The sequence below is a fragment of the Parasphingorhabdus marina DSM 22363 genome, assembly GCF_900128895.1.
Classification (GTDB): domain Bacteria; phylum Pseudomonadota; class Alphaproteobacteria; order Sphingomonadales; family Sphingomonadaceae; genus Parasphingorhabdus; species Parasphingorhabdus marina.
The window spans coordinates 1-17,911 of sequence record NZ_FSQW01000001.1; the positions used below are offsets into that span (position 1 = coordinate 1).

At 59.7% G+C, this 17,911-nt stretch carries 15 protein-coding genes; 4 read left to right on the plus strand and 11 right to left on the minus strand.

Annotated features, from left to right (window positions below; genetic code table 11):
• Window positions 1-336: 336 nt before the first annotated feature.
• Window positions 337-3,183: a valine--tRNA ligase gene (locus tag BUQ90_RS00005; protein WP_074203143.1), complete on the plus strand. Its 2,847-nt coding sequence runs from the start codon at window positions 337-339 to the stop codon at window positions 3,181-3,183.
• 327 nt (window positions 3,184-3,510) lie between these two features.
• Here BUQ90_RS00005 and BUQ90_RS00010 read toward each other — a convergent pair whose 3' ends face one another.
• From BUQ90_RS00010 to BUQ90_RS00035, 6 genes are all read right to left on the minus strand, one after another.
• Window positions 3,511-3,939, minus strand: a complete 429-nt coding sequence (locus BUQ90_RS00010; RefSeq protein WP_074203144.1) for a hypothetical protein — start codon at window positions 3,937-3,939, stop codon at window positions 3,511-3,513.
• Between the two features lie 143 nt (window positions 3,940-4,082).
• Window positions 4,083-5,801 (minus strand): ATP-binding protein, encoded by a 1,719-nt coding sequence (locus tag BUQ90_RS00015; protein WP_084192391.1) that lies wholly within the window; start codon window positions 5,799-5,801, stop codon window positions 4,083-4,085.
• Window positions 5,802-5,896: 95 nt separating this feature from the next.
• Window positions 5,897-6,628, minus strand: a complete 732-nt coding sequence (locus BUQ90_RS00020) for a TIGR02186 family protein (protein WP_074204755.1) — start codon at window positions 6,626-6,628, stop codon at window positions 5,897-5,899.
• A gap of 38 nt (window positions 6,629-6,666) precedes the next feature.
• On the minus strand, window positions 6,667-7,581 hold the full coding sequence (locus BUQ90_RS00025) for a sulfite exporter TauE/SafE family protein (protein WP_074203145.1): 915 nt from the start codon (window positions 7,579-7,581) through the stop codon (window positions 6,667-6,669).
• A 98-nt stretch (window positions 7,582-7,679) separates the two neighbouring features.
• On the minus strand, window positions 7,680-8,825 hold the full coding sequence (locus BUQ90_RS00030) for a hypothetical protein (protein ID WP_143182669.1): 1,146 nt from the start codon (window positions 8,823-8,825) through the stop codon (window positions 7,680-7,682).
• Entirely contained in the window at window positions 8,815-10,263 is a 1,449-nt protein-coding gene (locus BUQ90_RS00035; RefSeq protein ID WP_239447314.1) for a glycosyl transferase family protein, read from the minus strand. The genes BUQ90_RS00030 and BUQ90_RS00035 overlap by 11 nt, the downstream gene beginning before the upstream one ends.
• A gap of 382 nt (window positions 10,264-10,645) precedes the next feature.
• Here BUQ90_RS00035 and BUQ90_RS00040 point away from each other — a divergent pair, with 382 nt between their 5' ends.
• Window positions 10,646-12,070: a spinster family MFS transporter gene (locus BUQ90_RS00040; protein WP_074203147.1), complete on the plus strand. Its 1,425-nt coding sequence runs from the start codon at window positions 10,646-10,648 to the stop codon at window positions 12,068-12,070.
• A 6-nt stretch (window positions 12,071-12,076) separates the two neighbouring features.
• Window positions 12,077-12,511: an acyl-CoA thioesterase gene (locus BUQ90_RS00045; protein ID WP_074203148.1), complete on the plus strand. Its 435-nt coding sequence runs from the start codon at window positions 12,077-12,079 to the stop codon at window positions 12,509-12,511.
• On the opposite strand, the gene BUQ90_RS00050 is transcribed toward BUQ90_RS00045, so the two are convergent.
• From BUQ90_RS00050 to BUQ90_RS00060, 3 genes are all read right to left on the minus strand, one after another.
• A complete protein-coding gene (locus BUQ90_RS00050; RefSeq protein ID WP_074203149.1) occupies window positions 12,508-13,332 on the minus strand; it encodes a crotonase/enoyl-CoA hydratase family protein in 825 nt (274 codons plus the stop codon). The two genes, BUQ90_RS00045 and BUQ90_RS00050, sit on opposite strands and share 4 nt — an antisense overlap.
• A 104-nt stretch (window positions 13,333-13,436) precedes the next feature.
• Window positions 13,437-14,066: a 2-hydroxychromene-2-carboxylate isomerase gene (locus tag BUQ90_RS00055; RefSeq protein ID WP_074203150.1), complete on the minus strand. Its 630-nt coding sequence runs from the start codon at window positions 14,064-14,066 to the stop codon at window positions 13,437-13,439.
• On the minus strand, window positions 14,066-14,758 hold the full coding sequence (locus BUQ90_RS00060) for a glutathione binding-like protein (protein ID WP_074203151.1): 693 nt from the start codon (window positions 14,756-14,758) through the stop codon (window positions 14,066-14,068). The genes BUQ90_RS00055 and BUQ90_RS00060 overlap by 1 nt, the downstream gene beginning before the upstream one ends.
• Before the next feature lie 134 nt (window positions 14,759-14,892).
• Here BUQ90_RS00060 and BUQ90_RS00065 point away from each other — a divergent pair, with 134 nt between their 5' ends.
• The gene (locus BUQ90_RS00065; protein ID WP_074203152.1) at window positions 14,893-15,711 is read left to right on the plus strand and encodes a universal stress protein; all 819 of its coding nucleotides are present in this window, start codon (window positions 14,893-14,895) and stop codon (window positions 15,709-15,711) included.
• Here BUQ90_RS00065 and BUQ90_RS00070 read toward each other — a convergent pair.
• A complete protein-coding gene (locus tag BUQ90_RS00070; RefSeq protein ID WP_074203153.1) occupies window positions 15,708-17,012 on the minus strand; it encodes a spinster family MFS transporter in 1,305 nt (434 codons plus the stop codon). The genes BUQ90_RS00065 and BUQ90_RS00070 overlap by 4 nt on opposite strands.
• Entirely contained in the window at window positions 17,013-17,885 is an 873-nt protein-coding gene (locus tag BUQ90_RS00075; protein ID WP_074203154.1) for an alpha/beta fold hydrolase, read from the minus strand.
• Window positions 17,886-17,911 lie beyond the last annotated feature (26 nt).

Genomic DNA, 17,911 nt, shown 5'->3' on the forward strand with positions numbered 1-17,911 from the left:
GCGGCGACATCCGTCGCCTTGGCTACGCGCCATAAGGCGCGGCGGCCGGTCGGCCTTGCCTCGCTGCGCTCGGTTCGGTGATCTTTCGATAGGGTACCAATCCGACGCGTAGCGTCGGCAAGCGCGACCGCGCGCCCGGACCCCGGACTTGATCCGGGGGAGGAAAGCCAAGCGGGCGGATGCCCGCGCCCGGCGCCTGAGGTTAAAAAAAACCGCGCCCGGCGCTTGAGGTTGGAAAAAACTCATCCCGGCACCTGAGGTCAAAATAGCAACTCCGCTCGCAGTCCCAAAAAAGACCCTGTTGTCACGCGCGAAAACCAATGCCAAAGGCTCCCCATGACCTTAGACAAAAATTTCGACCCCGCCGGCATTGAAACCCGCTGGTACGAGCATTGGGAAAAAACCGGCCAGTTCCGCCCGGAACGCGGCGATGCCGAGCCCTATACGATCGTCAACCCGCCACCCAATGTCACCGGCAGCCTGCATATCGGCCATGCGCTCGACAACACGCTGCAGGATATCATCATCCGCCACGAGCGGCTGAAGGGCAAGGATGCGCTGTGGGTCGTCGGCATGGACCATGCGGGGATTGCGACGCAGATGGTGGTCGAACGCCAGATGGCCGAACGCCAGCAGAAGCGCACCGATTTCACGCGCGAAGAATTTGTTGAAAAGGTCTGGGAGTGGAAAGAGGAATCCGGCGGCGCAATCACCAAGCAGCTGCGGCGGCTGGGCTGTTCGATGGACTGGGCGAACGAGCGCTTCACCATGGACGACGGCATGAACGAAGCGGTTCTCAAGGTGTTTGTCGATCTCTATAATGACGGCCTGATCTATCGCGACAAGCGGCTGGTCAACTGGGACCCGAAGCTGAAGACCGCGATCAGCGATCTGGAAGTCGAGACCACCGATATCAGGGGCTCTTTCTGGCATTTCAAATATCCGCTGGCAGATGGCGTGACGCTGGACAGCGGCGAGGATTATATCGCGATTGCCACCACCCGGCCGGAAACGATGCTCGCCGACATGGCCGTCGCGGTGCACCCCTCGGACGAACGCTACAAAAGCGTGATCGGCAAGGAAATCGCACAGCCAATTACCGGCCGCCGGTTCAGGATCGTCGCCGACGAACATGCCGACCCCGAACTGGGCTCCGGTGCGGTGAAGATCACGCCGGGACATGATTTCAACGACTTTGAAGTCGGCAAGCGCGCCGGCATTGCCCCGGCAGACATGCTCAACATGCTCGATGGCGAGGCCAATGTCTGCCAGACGGCCGATGGTCTGGTACCCAAGGAGTTTATCGGCCTGCACCGGTTCAGGCTGGACGGAGTGGACGGTGCCCGCGAGCTGGTCATCAAACAGCTCAAGGACCTGGGCCTGCTCATCCCGCATGTGGTCGAGAAGGATGGCGAAAAGACCGAGCTCGACGCCGAACCGCGCACCATCGCGACGCCTTTTGGCGATCGCGGCGGTGTTGTCATCGAGCCGTGGCTGACCGATCAATGGTATGTCGATGCCGAAACCCTCGCCCAGCCCGCGATCAAGGCGGTCCGCGACGGGGATATCGAGATTGTTCCAAAAAGCTGGGAAAAGACCTGGTTCAACTGGATGGAGAATATCCAGCCCTGGTGCGTCTCCCGCCAGCTCTGGTGGGGGCATCGGATTCCGGCGTGGTTTGGACCCGACATCGACAATCCCGAAGAAACCAGAATATTCGTTGCAGAGTCGATTGAGGAACTGACACCTCAACTGTTGGAATATTACAGCAAGGCATGGAAAAATGGCGAAGCCATGGCAGTTGAGGTGTTTGATACCGAGGCTGAGGCACGGACCTACATGTCGGAAACTGATGTCAGGAAATTGGGGGTCTGGCGCGATCCCGACGTCCTCGATACCTGGTTCTCTTCCGCGCTCTGGCCGTTCGGCACGCTGGGCTGGCCCGAGGAAACGGACGATCTCAAGCGCCATTATCCCAATGACCTGCTGATTTCCGGCTTTGACATCCTCTTCTTCTGGGACGCCCGCATGGCGATGCAGGGGATCCAGTTCATGAAGGATGTGCCGTGGAAGCGGCTCTATTTGCACGGGCTGGTCCGCGCGCCGGACGGGCAGAAAATGTCCAAATCCAAGGGCAATGTCGTCGATCCGCTCGGACTGATCGACGAATATGGCGCAGACGCGCTGCGCTTCTTCATGGCAGCGATGGAAAGCCAGGGCCGCGACATCAAGATGGATGACAAACGCGTCGAGGGCTATCGCAATTTCGCTACCAAGCTGTGGAACGCCGCACGCTTCTGCGAAGTGAATGATATCGGTGCGAGCCAGACGCTGAGCGCGCCCGAAGCGCGGCTGCCCGTCAACCGCTGGATCATTTCGGAGGTGGTCGAGACGCTGGCCACGCTGGACAAGGCACTGACCGACCTGCGCTTTGATGCGGCCGCCAACGCGATCTATCACTTTACCTGGGACCGGTTTTGTGACTGGTATCTCGAGCTGATCAAGCCGGTACTGCAGGGCGATGATGCGACAGCCGCCGACGAGACCAGACAGGTAGCCGGTTGGGTACTCGACCAGATCATCGTCATGTTGCATCCGTTCATGCCCTTCATCACCGAAGAGCTTTGGCACAAGATGGCCGAAGAGCATGGCGGACGAAATTACGACCTGATTGTCGCCAAATGGCCTGCGCCCAAGGTGGACGTTGATGCGGAAGCCAAGGCCGAGGTCGACTGGCTGATCCGGCTGATTTCGGCAACCCGAACGGCCAAGGTGGAGCTCAACATCCCGCCGGGCACGAAAATGGCAGCGCATGTCCGTGATGGTGACGATGCGCTCAAGGACCGGATTGCCCGGCAGATGCCGGCACTGGACCGCGTCGGACGGCTGGAGACTGTCTCGTTCGAGCCGGCACCCGAAGGCGCCTCGGCCCAGATCGTGATCGACGAGGCAACCTATGTCCTGCCGCTCGCCGGGGCGATCGACATCGACGCCGAGAAAGCCCGCCTGACCAAAGCACTGGAAGCTTCTCAGAAGGAAGCGAAAAGCCTGAATGGCCGACTAGGCAATCCCAATTTTGTCGAGAAAGCCAAGCCGGAAGCGGTCGAAAAAGCGCGCGCGGATCTCGCTGACAAGGAAGCGGAATCGGAACGGCTGCAAGCGGCACTGGACCGGCTGGGCTGACCGTGCCCCTGCGCAGGCAGGAGCCCATCTCCCGATTTACGCAACTGGCATTGTCAGGAGATGGATCCCTGCCCCCCGCAAGGATGGAAGACTGGATTCGGGCCTTCCCCCCATATAGTCACCCTGAACTTGTTTCAGGGCCCATTTCTGTTTTCGCACGCTGGGCGATCGGGGCACAATGGATCCTGAAACAAGTTCAGGATGACGAATAGTAACGCAAATTCCCGACTGACTCCTCATCTTTGTGCCCTCGGGTCTTGCTGCAGGTCCCGGGCCCGGGACGCGGGCCCCCGCATTGCGGGGACAACAGGATGAGCTGTTATCGGTTCAGGTCTTGCCCTGCCGCATTTCTTCGGCGGCGCGGCGCATTTCTTCGGCACCTCTGCGCATTTCCTCGGCTCCGCGGCGCATCTCTGAGGCTTTTTCCAGCATGTCCTGGGCGGACAGCTCCTTGTCATTCCATTTATTCTGCCTGGCGGCTTCCTGCTCGCGGAATTCCGGATCATTTTCCAGACGCTCGGCATAGGCCTCCATCTTGTCCGCGCCCCGGAGCATCTTTTCCGCGCCTTTTTCCATGCCGACCGCACCCCTGGCCAGCCCGGCATGGACTTTTGCATGGATTTCCCTGGCGAGATTCTCGCTCCATTCCTTGTCAAACTTGTGCTTGCCATCATGCGCCTGTCCGGCTGCGAGCGGCAGCAGGGATGCCGCCAGTCCGGCAACGGCCGCGGCTCCGATAAAGTGATATTTGTGCATTTTCTGCTCCATCTGAATCAGCCGCGCCCTGTGCACGGCTTATTGATTACAGATGTAGTCGCAAGAGCAGATCAGGCCATCGCCATTCGATCAACAGTCGACGGAAAAAGACAAACAGATCACGGGGATGCGCCCCAAAAGGATCAGCGTCCCTGACTTCTCCAGCGTTTGACGACGCGCTGGATAATCTCTTCCTCGCCGCCATGTTCGCGCCAGAGTTCGGAGAATACCGGGTCTTCGGACGCCGGACGACGTTCCTCGATCAATGTGTCGAGCGAGACACGGATCGGAATCGCCACACCCTCGCCGCAACAGATGATCTCGCGGTTGCGCAAAGCGGGAATGGAATCGAGAAAGCCGCGCGCGCCTTCGGGCATGGCCGCTTTCACAAATGCCTGGTCCCGGTCGTTGTTCAGACGCATGGAGAGGATCGTACCGCATTGTGACAGAACGCCTTCCGCAAGGTCAGACGGACGCTGGGTGATCAGACCGAGGGAAACACCATATTTACGGCCTTCCTTGGCGATCCGGCTGAGAATGTCGCGAACGCTGCTTTCGCCGCCCACGTCATCATTCGGAATGTAACGATGCGCCTCCTCACATACCAGCAGGACCGGACGCTTGGGTTCGTTCTTGGCCCAGATCGCATAGTCGAACACCAGCCGGCTGAGCACGGCCACAACGGTCGGGGTGATCTCGGACGGCATGGCCGACACGTCGATAATCGAAATCGGCTTGCCTTCGGCCGGCAGACGGAAAATCTTGGACAGGAAGTCCGCCATCGTGTCGCCGACCAGCATGCCGGAAAACATGAAGCTGTAGCGCGGGTCCGCCTTGATCTCGTCAATCTTGGTCTTGAGCCGCATATAAGGCGCGCTGTTGGTCGACTTGTCGAGCTTGCCCATCTCGTTCTGGATGATCGTCGTCAGATCGGACAGCAGATAGGGTACCGGGCTGTCGACAGTCAGCTTGGCAATGCCCTGCGCAGCCTGGCTCTTGGCCTTGGCGGCAAGCAGACATTTGGCGAGAATATCGCAATCGGTCTGTTTCGCATCACCGGTCGACTGGACGAAGACTTCGCAATGTTCGCGGAAGTTCATCAGCCAGTAAGGCAGCGCGAGATTGTTTACGTCGAAAAGCTTGCCGTTGCCCTTGAACGCCGCCGAATACTCGCCGTGCGGGTCAATCATGAGAATGTGACCTTCGGGTGCGAGATCGCAAATCTTGTGCAGGATCAGCGCAGCCGATGTCGATTTACCGGTACCGGTCGAACCCAGCAGCGCGAAATGCTTGCCCAACATGGCATCGACATAGAGCGCCCCGCGGATATCGTCGGTCGGATAGACCATGCCGATTTCGACATTCGCCCGGCCATCTGACGCATAGACCTGTTTCAGGTCAGCCGTGGTTACCGCATAGGCGACCGATCCGGGAACCGGATAGCGGGTTACACCGCGGCGGAAATTGTAAATATGTCCGGTCAGACGCTCTTCGTCGCCTTCTCCGAGGAAATCGATTTCGGCGATGATCAGACCCGACTGGCCTTCATAGAGGCGCTGGGTCCGGATATTGGCCAGCAGCCATGTCGCACCGACGCGGATCTTGATCTGGCTCCCGACCTGACCGGCCATTTTGACCGTCGCATCGTCATGATCCGCGAGGCTGGCGAGCACCGCCGCGTCGAGGACGATACGCGATGAGGATCCCGCGATTTCAATGACTTCACCAATTTTGTGGCCTTCAGACCTCTTGGGCGTTGAAGCGGGGCTGGCCGGGGCTTCCGCAACCGGCACTTCCGATTCCTCGTCCACTTCCGGTAGCGGCCGCGCCGCAGGAAAATTATGTGAACCCATATCTGACATAAATCGTCACCCCGTTGAATTTCAGAGGGTGTAATAGGCCGTTATAGTTAAGGAATATTTACTGGTCCGGCGGCTTTGCAGACGTGCTGCAAGCGCTAGATTTTGCGGAAAAGATAGCCCGCTGCCCAGCCCAGTATGACGGATATCAAAACCGCCAATAATCCATAGATAAAGCCGTTTTCCTGCGACAGGTTGGTGATGAAGCGTCCCATGCCGATCTTTTCGATCGTGATTTCCTTGATTTCTGCGGCCTCCACCCGTCCGTCGATGATCAGGAATGTCTCAGCGGAATATTCCCCGACGGGCACGCTGGCGGGCAGATCAATCCGGGCCTGATAGAGCACCGAATCCTCGATACCGACACTCTCGGGCAAGGTCTTGTACAACTGTCCACGGGAATTGAGGTCGACCAGCCCCTGCGTGAACCGGCCCAGTTCCTTGCTGTCGATGGTTCCGGCCGGCGACAATTGCAGATGGTCAAGCCCCAGTTCATAGATGTCCGCCGTCTTGTCATCGACAATCTCTTCAATCGGGCGGGAAGACGCGACCGCGTAATATCCGGGCGCTGACCGGAATTCGCTGCTGGCTGCGTTGATCCAGATGCCGGCAATCTGCTGTTTTTCCCGGACGACAATGGACTCGGTCGGGCCTTTGAGGACTACAACAATATCCGCCCGGTCCCGGTTGCGCGTTCCTGGTGGATAGGTGATGGCTCCGAAACACAACAATTGTGCGCCATTGAAATCGCCACGAATGCTGACCTGGTCCGGCGAGCAGTCGGTGACCAGCACCGGCGTATTGCCAACCGTGAAAAACAGCACGCACATTCCGGCGAGGATTTTCCAGAAAACGGGCACGGACGGGCTCATAGCAGCTGCACCGTGTAGATTTCATCCGGCTGGAACCCGAGACCGAGCATCATCCGCACCGCGACCAGCAGGACCATGATCGCCAGACACAGGCGCAGATATTCGGGGCGCATGCGCTGGGCAAATTTGGCACCCAGTTGCGCACCGGTTACGCTGCCGACCAGCAGCAGGGACGCCAGCACTATGTCCACCGCGCGCGTCGTCATGCTGTGCATCATGGTCGAGGCGATGGTGACAAACAGGATCTGGAACAGCGATGTCCCCACCACCACCTGCGCGCCCATGCCCAGCAGGTAGAGCATCGCCGGCACCATGATGAAGCCACCGCCGACACCCAGAAGCATGGTCAAAATGCCGGTGATCAGGCCGAGCATGAACGGCGCAATCGGCGAGATATAAAGGCCCGAGCGATAGAACCGCCAGCGCATCGGCAGATTGGCGACCAGTGGATGGTGGCGGCGCTTGCGAGCCGGCAACGGGTTGCCGGAGCGCAACGCCCGCACGCTGGTGAAGGACTCTTTCGCCATCATCCCGCCGATTCCGCCCAGCATCAGGACATAGAGGACATTGATCACCGTATCGATCTGGCCCAGCCGCTGCAGGATCTGGAACAGGAAGGTGCCGATAAAGGTCCCGAATATGCCACCGACGACCAGCACGGCGCCCATCTGGAAATCAACGCCTTTTCGTCGCATGTGCGCGGCAACGCCGGAGATGCTGGCTCCGGTCACCTGGGTCGATGCCGAGGCGGCCGCGACGGTGGGCGGGATGCCGTAAAAGATCAGCAGGGGTGTCGTCAGGAAGCCGCCGCCGACACCAAACATGCCCGACAGGATACCCACCAGACCGCCAAGCAGGATGATGACGAATGCATCGACCGAAAGGCTGGCTATGGGAAGGTAAATATCCATGTTTCCAAATGACTAATCTCTTTTGGTGACAGGATAAAGGGACTTGGCGTGTTGTTCGCAAGAAAACCGTCCGGGCGGAGGCGGTGTTTGCCGGGAAATCAGAAACCGGTGGACAGGGTCAGGGTCAGGCCCGAACCCGGCCGGGCATTGCCGGCTACCCGCTGTCGCCAGTCGAAATCGAGGCGGGCATGGCCGTCGCCAAGTGGTGCCAGCAGACTGGCGCGGGGGCCGGCATCCACGCGTGTCGCACCTTTTTGCCCCCCTGCCCAGAGACCGGGCCCGATCGTCAATACGGCGCTTTTCGAACGTGCAATCTCCCGGCTGAGCGAAGCAGAACCGTCAAAAAACCAGGTTTCGCCATGGCCGAACACATAACCTCCCTGCCCCCAGGATTCGACTGCCAGGCCGGCTGGCAACGGGTGCGGCCCTGTTCCGCCAGCGAGGAATATGGCCGTGCCCCGCATATCGGCCGACTTCAGATCAAATCTCTGCTCGGCATGAATCGCCAGCGGCACACGGGCAATCGGCCGGATCCGTCCCCCGATGGCCAGTTCTTCGCCTCCGTCATTTTCCAGCGCAGTGGATGCGCGCAGCGTACCGGCAATGTGCCGCTGGTCATCGCCCGTGATCCGATAGGCAAACTGGATTCCAGCCTGGCTGGCCCCATATTGCCCACCAGACAGGCCCCCGGGCAGAACCGGTACCGCGGACAAGGACCGGGAGCTGCCTTGCCGCAAAAGGATCCACGCGTAGCCGGTGAATCGGCGCGAACTTGCGAATTCCTCCGAAACCGGATGGGACAGTTCCGATGGCTCCCGCTTGTCCTCCCGGTTGTGCGCGGCGGGACGCTGTGCCGGCATCCGGCCCTGTGCTTCCTGTCCCATGCTGATCGGCACAGTCCGGACCTCAGAAAAAGGCGCCGTTGCAGCGAACCGGGATGCCCTTGGTCCGCCTGTGTGTTTAGGCGCACCAGCTCTTGCCCCCTGAACCTGGGACACTGACATGTCGGCAGATGATGATCTCGACAAATCCCCGGATCGATCCGCTGGCGGCCTTGCGATCGCATTGGAAGCAGTACCGATGGCTTTCACTTCCTCCACCAATCGTGGATATCCCTGCTCCGCCTCCGGCACCGGTGCGGACAGGTTCCAGACCGTCCGTCCAACGACCCAAAAGGTCATGAACACCAGAAACATTCTGAGTGGTGCGCCGGCGCTTCGCTTTGGCGCGGCCTCATCCATCACGGAGCTTCGCCGAAGCTGTTGGAACAGTTTTCAGTCGCAAGGCCCGGATCTTCCGGTCAACCGGAAAACTGTGACCGGTCTTGTCCCACTCCAGCGGTGCACCGTGAAGGCTTTTGACATACTGGATGATGGCACGCCTGGCGGCCAGAATGTTCACCCAGTTGGCGACCACTGTCCGCGGTATAGCATAAAGGGCCTCGGAAAAACCGTATACGCGGTAGACAAACCAGGATTTGAACGCCAGGCGCCACGCCAGGAAAAAAGCATTGCACAGCAGGAGGATCACCAGTGCATCGGAAAGCGGCCGGGGGGAATGGAAACCAGCCAGCTTTGCGAGTTCCAACAGGCCGGTCAACACTACCGCGACATAGGCCACGGCGATCACCAGTGCGGCAAAACAAGCCTTGCGGTCACGCCATCGCATCCAGTTTTCGCGCCAGCAATTCTTCCAGCCCATCCGGTCCCAGCCGGACAGGGCAATGCCGGTAATCCAGCGGCTTTTCTGGCGGACAGCAGCTTCCATGTTGTCCGGGAAAAATTCCTGGGTTGCGACCAGCTCGCCCTGTCGGTCGGACAATCGCGCAAAAATGCCTCTCGCCTCGCCGGCCGTCAGATTGAGCCCGAGCTCGTAATCCTCGGTCAGGCTCGCCGCGTCAAATGGCTTGCTGTCCGTCCGGGATGCCATCCTGCCGAGAGCATCACGCGAAAAAGCGCTGCCCACCCCGGCGGAAGGCAGCGAGACACCCAGCGCTTCCCTGAGCACCATCTGCTTGCCGTGCAGCTCGGCAAACTCGTCACCATAATGCCCCGCAATCCACCGCGAATTCTCGGCCCGGCGCGGGATAACCGGCAGCTGCACAAGCGAAGCCCGGCTCGAGAGGTGATCAAACAGGTCCAGTGCCCCAGGGTGAACCAGATCCTCCGCATCCTGCAATACAATCGCCTTGTACCGCATGGATTCCGCGATCTCGTCCGCACACATGGCCTGCCACAAACGGTTCAGGCAATCGGCCTTGGACGTCGGGCCGTCACGGGCACAGATGACCAGGCGAACCTTGTCACAACCCCCGGCCGCCCGGGCGGCCGCGGCGACCGTCTCCGGATCATTGGGATAACAACCGACATAGATCCGGTAATCGGGATATTGCCATTGCTCCCGGCAACGCGCGATCATCGCGCCGATAACCGGTGCTTCCTGCCAGGCTGGCACAAACACGGCCAGCGCACCTCGCGGATTTTCGCCGTCTTCCGGCACCAGCTCCTCGACTGTGGTCCGCGGGTACCGCAAGTGGATCAGGAGCTTCCGTTTCAGGACATGCCCAATCCACAAGCCGTCAAACGCGGCATCATCCACCGCCCCGATCAGGAAACAGAGGCTCGCAAACAACAGCAGTTCTCGCTGCAGCAGTTCCAGAACCGGAAAAAAATACGCAACCACAACCAAACAAGCCCCCCGGCGAAACCAGACCGGATTCCGGGCTGTTCGCCTTACTCAATCATTCCTGGGTCGCTTGTTCATGCGATAACAGGAGCTGGCTCTGGTCCAGTTCCGATCATCCATCCGGCCTCCCACAATATCTCAACACGGGGCCGGTCGCCTGTCTGCACGACTTGTAAATATCAGTCATGCCAGTGCCTCTGGCAGCCCTTGCAATATGCTTTTGTCAGCAATTTGTAAACACAGGCCCGGTTCCCGCCACCATCGCCGGTCGTCAAAACCCCCTTCCATCATGGGCAAATTGCAGGGTTTTCGCGAAACGAGGCTGGACTCCCCGTCACGTTCAGGCCATCACCTCAAAAAAAGCAGTTCAGGAGAAGATATGAGTGCATCCCAGGCAGGAGCCGCGCCGCTCACCAACACCGGCAAGGCTTTCGGAACGAGCGGCTATCGCAATTATGTCCTGCTGTCGCTGACACTGCTTTACACGCTGAATTTCATCGACCGGGTGCTGATTCAGATTTTGGCCCAGCCGATCATCGAGGAATTCCGGCTGGAAGACTGGCAATTCGGTTTGCTGTCCGGCTTTGGCTTTGCCTTCATGTATACTCTGATGGGCATTCCGATTGCCCGGCTCTCGGAGAAGAGAAACCGCGTCCGGATCATCGCTTTCAGCGTCATACTCTGGTCGGTCATGACCGCTCTGTGCGGTTTTGCCGAAGGATTTCTGTCGCTTCTGATCTTCCGGATCGGGGTCGGGATCGGGGAAGCCGGCCTGACACCACCGGCCAATTCCATTATCGCCGACTATTTCCCGCCACGCAGCCGCGCCCGGGCGCTGGCGACCTATACGCTCGGCATCACGCTCGGCGGGGTTCTTGCGGCCGCCTTTGGCGGACCGATTGCCCAGGCCTTTTCCTGGCGGACAGCATTTATCGTACTGGGTTTGCCGGGCGTAATCATCGGGCTGATATTCCTGTTCACCGTCAAGGAACCGCCGCGCGGATATTCCGATCCGGTGGACACCAAGAAGGTCGATGCGCTGGGTCTCAAGGAAACCCTCGCGGAACTGGGTGCCAAGAGAACATTCTGGCTGAACATGGCCGCTGCGGCGCTGGTGGCTTTCGTCGGATATGGTATCGCCAGTTTTCAGGTGGCCTATTTCCAGCGCGCTTTTGAAATGCCGCTGGCCGAAGTTGCACTATTCATTTCGGTCCCGCTCGGACTGGCAGCATCTGCCGGTGCTTTCCTCGCCGGCTATCTGACCGAAAAACTGAGCGTCAAACATGAAAATGCGGTGGCGTTGATACCGGGCTGGGGGCTGATCATCAGTGTCCCCTTTTACTGGTTCGGGTTCGCCACCTCCAATGTGCCGCTCGCCATCGGCCTGCTGCTCATCGGCGCGGTTTTGCACTACACCTATCTGGGCGCGCAATATACGCTGTGCCAGGGCGTGGCGAGTGCCCAGTCGCGGGCCACAGCTGTCGCCTTCTTCCTGTTCGCGGTCAATCTGATCGGTTACGGCCTCGGGCCTCTGGGTGTCGGGATTCTGAGCGATATCTTCATGAACATGAACCTCTCTGGTTCCTCTTTTGGTGCGGAGCTGACGACAGACATGTGCAAGGGCAGACCGGACGAAATCATTGCAGCCCTTGGCGCCGCCAAAGCGCAGGCTTGCATCGATGCCAGCGCCGCCGGGCTACGCTATTCGATCATGGTTGTGGCAAGCCTGATGGCAGTTTCCGGACTGCTTTATCTGATGTGCTGCAAGACACTGCAATCCGATCTTGTCGCAAAAATGAAATAAGACATCATGGCACGACCCGAATCATGGCAGCTTGATCCTGCCAGTTATCCCGTATCGCTCGTCACCCAGACCCGGTTTCAGGATATCGATCCCAACCGGCATCTCAACAATGTCGCCTTTGCGACCATGTTTGAAAATGCGCGGGTGCGATTTAACCGGGCGCTGCGCCCCTGGGCCGACCGGCCGAAAAACGAGCGCAGCATGGTCGCGGCCGTGACGATCAACTATCTGCGCGAAGGATCCTATCCCGATGATGTCGAGATTGCGTCAGGAGTCAGCAAAATTGGTACGTCCAGCTATGTCATCGCCCAGGCAATGTTCCAGCATGGTCACTGTATCGCAACCTGCGATTCCGTAATCGTGTGCCGCACCGATGGCGAAGGCAAACCTCTCCGGCAGGCGGTGGTTGAAGAGCTGGAAAAAATGCGGACGAAGAACTAGTCGGAAAAATTCGGGGCGCGCTTCTGCATGAACGCCATGACGGCTTCGACCTGGTTGGGAGTCCGGCTGACCTTGTCCTGTTCAACCGATTCCATCATCAGGATTTCGTCTTCATTCATGTCCGGCAGCTGATTGATCAGCTTCTTCGCCGCCTGAACCGCCTGCGGGTGCTTGCCGGCAATTTCGGTTGCGATTTCCATTGCCCGGGCGTGAGGGTCGTCGGAAAGATGTGTGACAAATCCCAGCTCCTTGCCTTCCTCACCCGTGAAAATGCGGTTGGTATAGGTCAGCTCCCGCAGGATATCGTCGCGCACGAAACTGCGCCATGTGGTGAAGCTGCCCATGTCCGGGATCAGCCCCCAGCGCATTTCCATGATCGACATTTTGGCATCGGGTGCCACCACGCGAATGTCGGCCGCACTGGCAAATTGCAGTCCGCCGCCAACACACGGACCATGGATCGCGGCGATCACCGGGGCCTTCAGGCGCCGCCAAAGCAGGACAATATGCTGAAATTTGTTGGCATTGCCGAACGTCCGTTCGGCCAGCGTGTGGGAGAGCGGTGTCTTGTCCCCGTCATTCGCCGCTTTTGTCGCCGCAGCCGCCGATGCCGCGAAACTGCCCATGTCCAGCCCGGCACAGAAAGCCTTGCCCTCGCCCGACAGGACGATCGCGCGAATGCCGTCCATGGCCGCCAGTTTCTCACCGGCTTCGACGATCCCGTCCATCTGCTCGGCATCCAGCGCGTTCATCTTTTCCGGGCGGTTGAACCGGACATCGGCAATATGATTTTCAACCGAAATAGTGACACGTTCTGACATCCTATACTCCTTGTTCGTCACCCCAGCGCAGGCTGGGGTCCCGGGCCTCTGGCCGCTATCCTGGTTTCAACATGCCTGAGATCCCAGCCTCCGCTGGGATGACATCATGCTGATTCTTGACCCTGTTTAATCGCCCAATTAACCAGCGGCAACTGGTCATTGCCAAAATACATCCGCTCGCCGTCACCGAACGGAACGAAAATGCTGGGGGAACCATAGGACCCGCGGGCAATGGCTTCTTCGGTATTCGCGCGCAACCGGTCCTTGACCGCCTGGTCCTGGGTCCGGGCCACCAGTGCCGCGCCATCCATGCCGATTTCGTCGGCAATGGCTGCCAGGACTGCCGGATCGTCAAGATTGCGCTGGTCAGTATAATAGGCGTTGAAGGCGGCCGTCGCGAACTGGTGCAGTGCGGCCTGATCCTCTTCCAGCGCGCAGCAGACCCGCATCGCATGGACCGATTTCACCGGGTGATGTTCGCTGGGAAAATTCATCGGCACACCGGCCAGCGCAGCCCAGTCTTTCAGCACCCGGAAGCTGTGGACAGACTTGCGGTGATCGGGATTTTCCCGTGCGGCATAGACCGTCTGGTTGACCGCATTGAACACGCCGCCGACGAGGAACGGTTTCCAGATGATCTCCGATCCGGTTTCGCGGATGATCGGCTGGATATTGTGGAACGCGACGCAGGTCCAGGGGCTCGAAAGATCGAAATAGAATTCTACAGTGGTCATTACGCGTCCTTTATCCCGAACAACACCTTGCGCGTCTGCTCGTCATTTTGCGGATTGCGATTGATCTTGTCACGGCCAACGGCCATCCCCCGGCGCAGACCTTCGCGCTGTTTCAGCTCTTCATACCAGCGCTGCACCGCCGGAAAATCGGCGAGATCAATTTCCTGGCGCTTGTAGGTCTGTACCCACGGGAAACAGGCCATGTCGGCGATGCTGTAGGTTGCGCCGGCCAGATAGTCATGATCCGCCAGCCTGCGGTCCATCACGCCGAACAGACGCAGGACCTCATTGCGATAGCGTTCGGTCGCATAGGCTATGCGCTCGGGGGCATAGAGTTTGAAATGGCCATGTTGCCCCATCATCGGCCCGAGACCACCCATCTGCCACATCAGCCATTCGGTAGTGGCCGTCCGGCCGCGCAGGTCCGCGGGCAGAAACTGGCCGGTCTTTTCCGCGAGGTAGAGCAGGATGGCGCCTGTCTCGAACACGCTGACCGGATCGCTGCCGCCGACGGGCTCATGATCGACAATGGCAGGAATCCGGTTGTTCGGGCTGATGGCGAGAAAATCCGGCTCGAATTGCTCGCCGGCACCGATATTCACCCAGTTGAGGCGATAATCGAGGCCACACTCCTCCAGCATGACAGAAATTTTCCAGCCATTGGGCGTCGGGGCAAAACACAGGTCAATCATAGAAACCGGCTTATCCTTATCATGCACATATTCAATCAAGGTCCGTCGATTTGTTGTGCTAGATCAATGACGGGATCTCCTTGTTATGGGAGGAAGAGGCAACAGGCAAGCGAACACAAAGGAGGAATTGTTCCATGGCCAAAAAGATACTGATTGCAACCGACCTGACCGCCCGCGGTGACCGACCGATTGACCGGGCACACAAACTCGCCAGGGCGTGGAATGCCGAACGCACGATCGTGTTTGTCGACGCCGGGAAAAAACCGGTGGAGGAAAAACAGGTGCGCAAATTGCTGGATCGCAATTATGGCGATGATGCGAAGGAGTGCACGCTGGTGATCGGGAAAGGCAAGGCCCCGAAGGTCATTGCTGAAACTGCCGAGCGGCTGGGCAGCGACTTGATCGTTGTCGGCGCTGCGCGGCACAACAACCTGTCGGATTTCTTTCTGGGTACCGCCGTCAATCATCTGGTGCATCATGCTTCGGCGCCGGTGCTGATCGTGAAGGAACGCCCGCACGTCAACTACCGCAGCATCCTGGTAGCCACCGATTTTTCCGACTTTTCGGCTCATGCCCTGCGCAAGGCGCTCGAGTTGTGGCCGGATGCGCAGATCCACCTCGCCCACGCCTTTCACGTTGCCTATGAGGCCTGGCTGCGGTCTGACGGGGTTGCCGAGGAAATGCGCGTAGATGCGCAAAAAGAGTTCGACCAGTTCATGGACAGTCTCGTCCTCGATCCCCGCGATGCCGACCGCATCACCACCCATCTCGTCGAAGGCAGTCTGCATCAGTCCATCTATGAGATGCTCGACGGCGGTGATGTGGACCTGCTCGTCTTGGGCACCCATGGCCGGGGCGGGTTTGTCCACGCCACCATTGGCAGCCGCGCCAGCGAAATGCTCGGCTGGTCCCCGGTGGATGTGCTGATGGTGCGCAAACCGGCCGGCAGCTAAGCGTCGGCCACCCAGTCTTTGCGCAAGGGTCTTGCCGCCAGCGCCATCAGCAGGGCGGCGAGACCATAGAGCGCGAGCGCATAGAGCATCGAATAGCGCAAGGCTTCGTCGCCATAGATCGGCGCCAGCTGATCCGACAGCGCGCCCAGCAGATATATGCCGCCGCCCAGTCCGAGCAGATTGTTGATCAGCAGGAACAGGGCCGAGGCAGTGGCGCGCGATTCCGGCGTGACCAGATGCTGGATGGCGGAGAGCACCGGACCCAGCCAGACATAGGCGAGTGCCTGCGGAATCAGGAACAGGACGAATGCCAGCGTCACGCTCCCGGACATGATCCCTCCGGCGAACAGGGGAATGGCAAGCAGAAACGCGATCGCGGGTACCAGCGCATAGGCCGCCTTGTCCCGCGTGCCCATCCAGTCTCCCAGCCAGCCACCGGCCAGCACGCCGATAACGCCGCCAGTCAGCAGCACGCCGCCGAAAAACTGTGACGTTTCAACCAGCGACAATCCGAAACTGCGCTGAAGCAGGCTGGGAAGCCAGAACCCGATGCCATAGCCGAGCATCGAGCTGGAGGCGGCACCGAAAGCAAGAAACCAGAAGGATTTTTTTCGGGCCAATAACCCGACAATCTTGGAGAACGGAACCCTTTCGGGGGCTGGGTCTGTGGCGACGGGATCGGTTGCGGTCAGGTCGGCGGGGGATGGTGCGGATTTCCTGTCACGGACCAGAAATTTGAACAGGGGAGCGATCAGGACACCGGCAAGGCCGACCACGAAAAACGCCACCCGCCAGTCGACCGTCGCCGCGATATAGCCGCCTGCAAGCACGCCGAGAGCCGATCCGAGCGGAATGCCGAGCGAGTAAATCGACAGCGCCCGGGCCCGTTTTTCGCTCGGGAAATATTCGGAGATCAGCGCATAGGACGGCGCGATGCCGCCGGCCTCGCCAATCCCCACACCGAGACGGGCGAGGAATATCTGCCAGAAATTCTGGGCCATGCCGCAAATCGCCGTGAACCCGCTCCAGCAGACCAGCGAAATGGTGATCACCCAGCTTCGGCTGGTGCGATCTGCCAGCCAGGCGAGCGGCACCGCGAGCGTCGAGTAGAGAAGCGCAAAGGCGATGCCGCCCAGCAGTCCCATTTCGGTGTCGCTGAGTTCGAGATCGGCCTGAATGGGACCCGCCAGTATCGCCAGGATCTGCCGGTCGACAAAATTGAATATGTAAACCACCAGCAACATGCCGAGGACGACATTCGGCCTGCTGCGCGGCGTCGAGGCGAATGCGGGACGGGTCATTCAGGCGGCATGCCGGTTCAGAAAGTCCCGGATTGCAGACAGCGCCTCCGGCTCGTCGAGAATCGGGGCATGTCCGACATAAGGCACGTTCACGCGCCGAAACCATCCACTGTGCCGGGCTTCCATCTGGGCAGCGGTGTCGGCGGGCAAGATGTCGGAAATGCCGCCGCGGAGAAGCAAAATGGGGAGGTCCGCGAGCATATCCCACATCGGCCACAGGTCCGGCGGCACCGTCGCCGGCTGGTCGCCTTCCATGCTGCTGGCTATGCCCGGATCATAAGCGGGACGGACGGTCCCGTTTTCTTCGACACAGGTCCGGCGGGCGAATTCCATCCAGTCGCTGTCCCCAAAGTCAGGAAATGCCGGCCTGTGCACGTCCCGACAGGCCGCCGCCGCGTCTTCCCAGCTGGCGAGCGGTTCGGCCTGGCCGACATAGGACTGGATCCGCGCAATACCCGCCGGGTCTACCTCCGGACCGATATCATTGATGATGATCGCCGGAACACGGTCCGGCTGCATGGCTCCCATGATCATCGCCATCAGGCCGCCCATCGAGGTGCCAATGGCCGTCACCTTGTCTATCCCCAGTCCATCGAGCAGCGCGAACATGTCGGCGACATAGACCTCCGGCAGATAGTGGACCGGGTCCGGGTCATGGTCCGACCGGCCCCGGCCCCGCTGATCCACCGAGATCACGCGATAATCGGCATCCAGTCCGGCAATCAAGGGCTCGAAATCGGCGCTGTTCCGGGTCAGCCCGTGCATCATCAGCAAGGTCGGGCCATCACCCGGATAATCCCGCGCAAAAAGCTGAAGCCGGTCATCCGCACTGCGGTAGAAATGTTCGGACCACGGTCGTCCGGAATGTGCCATGTCGGTCCTCCCGATTGTTCAGACCG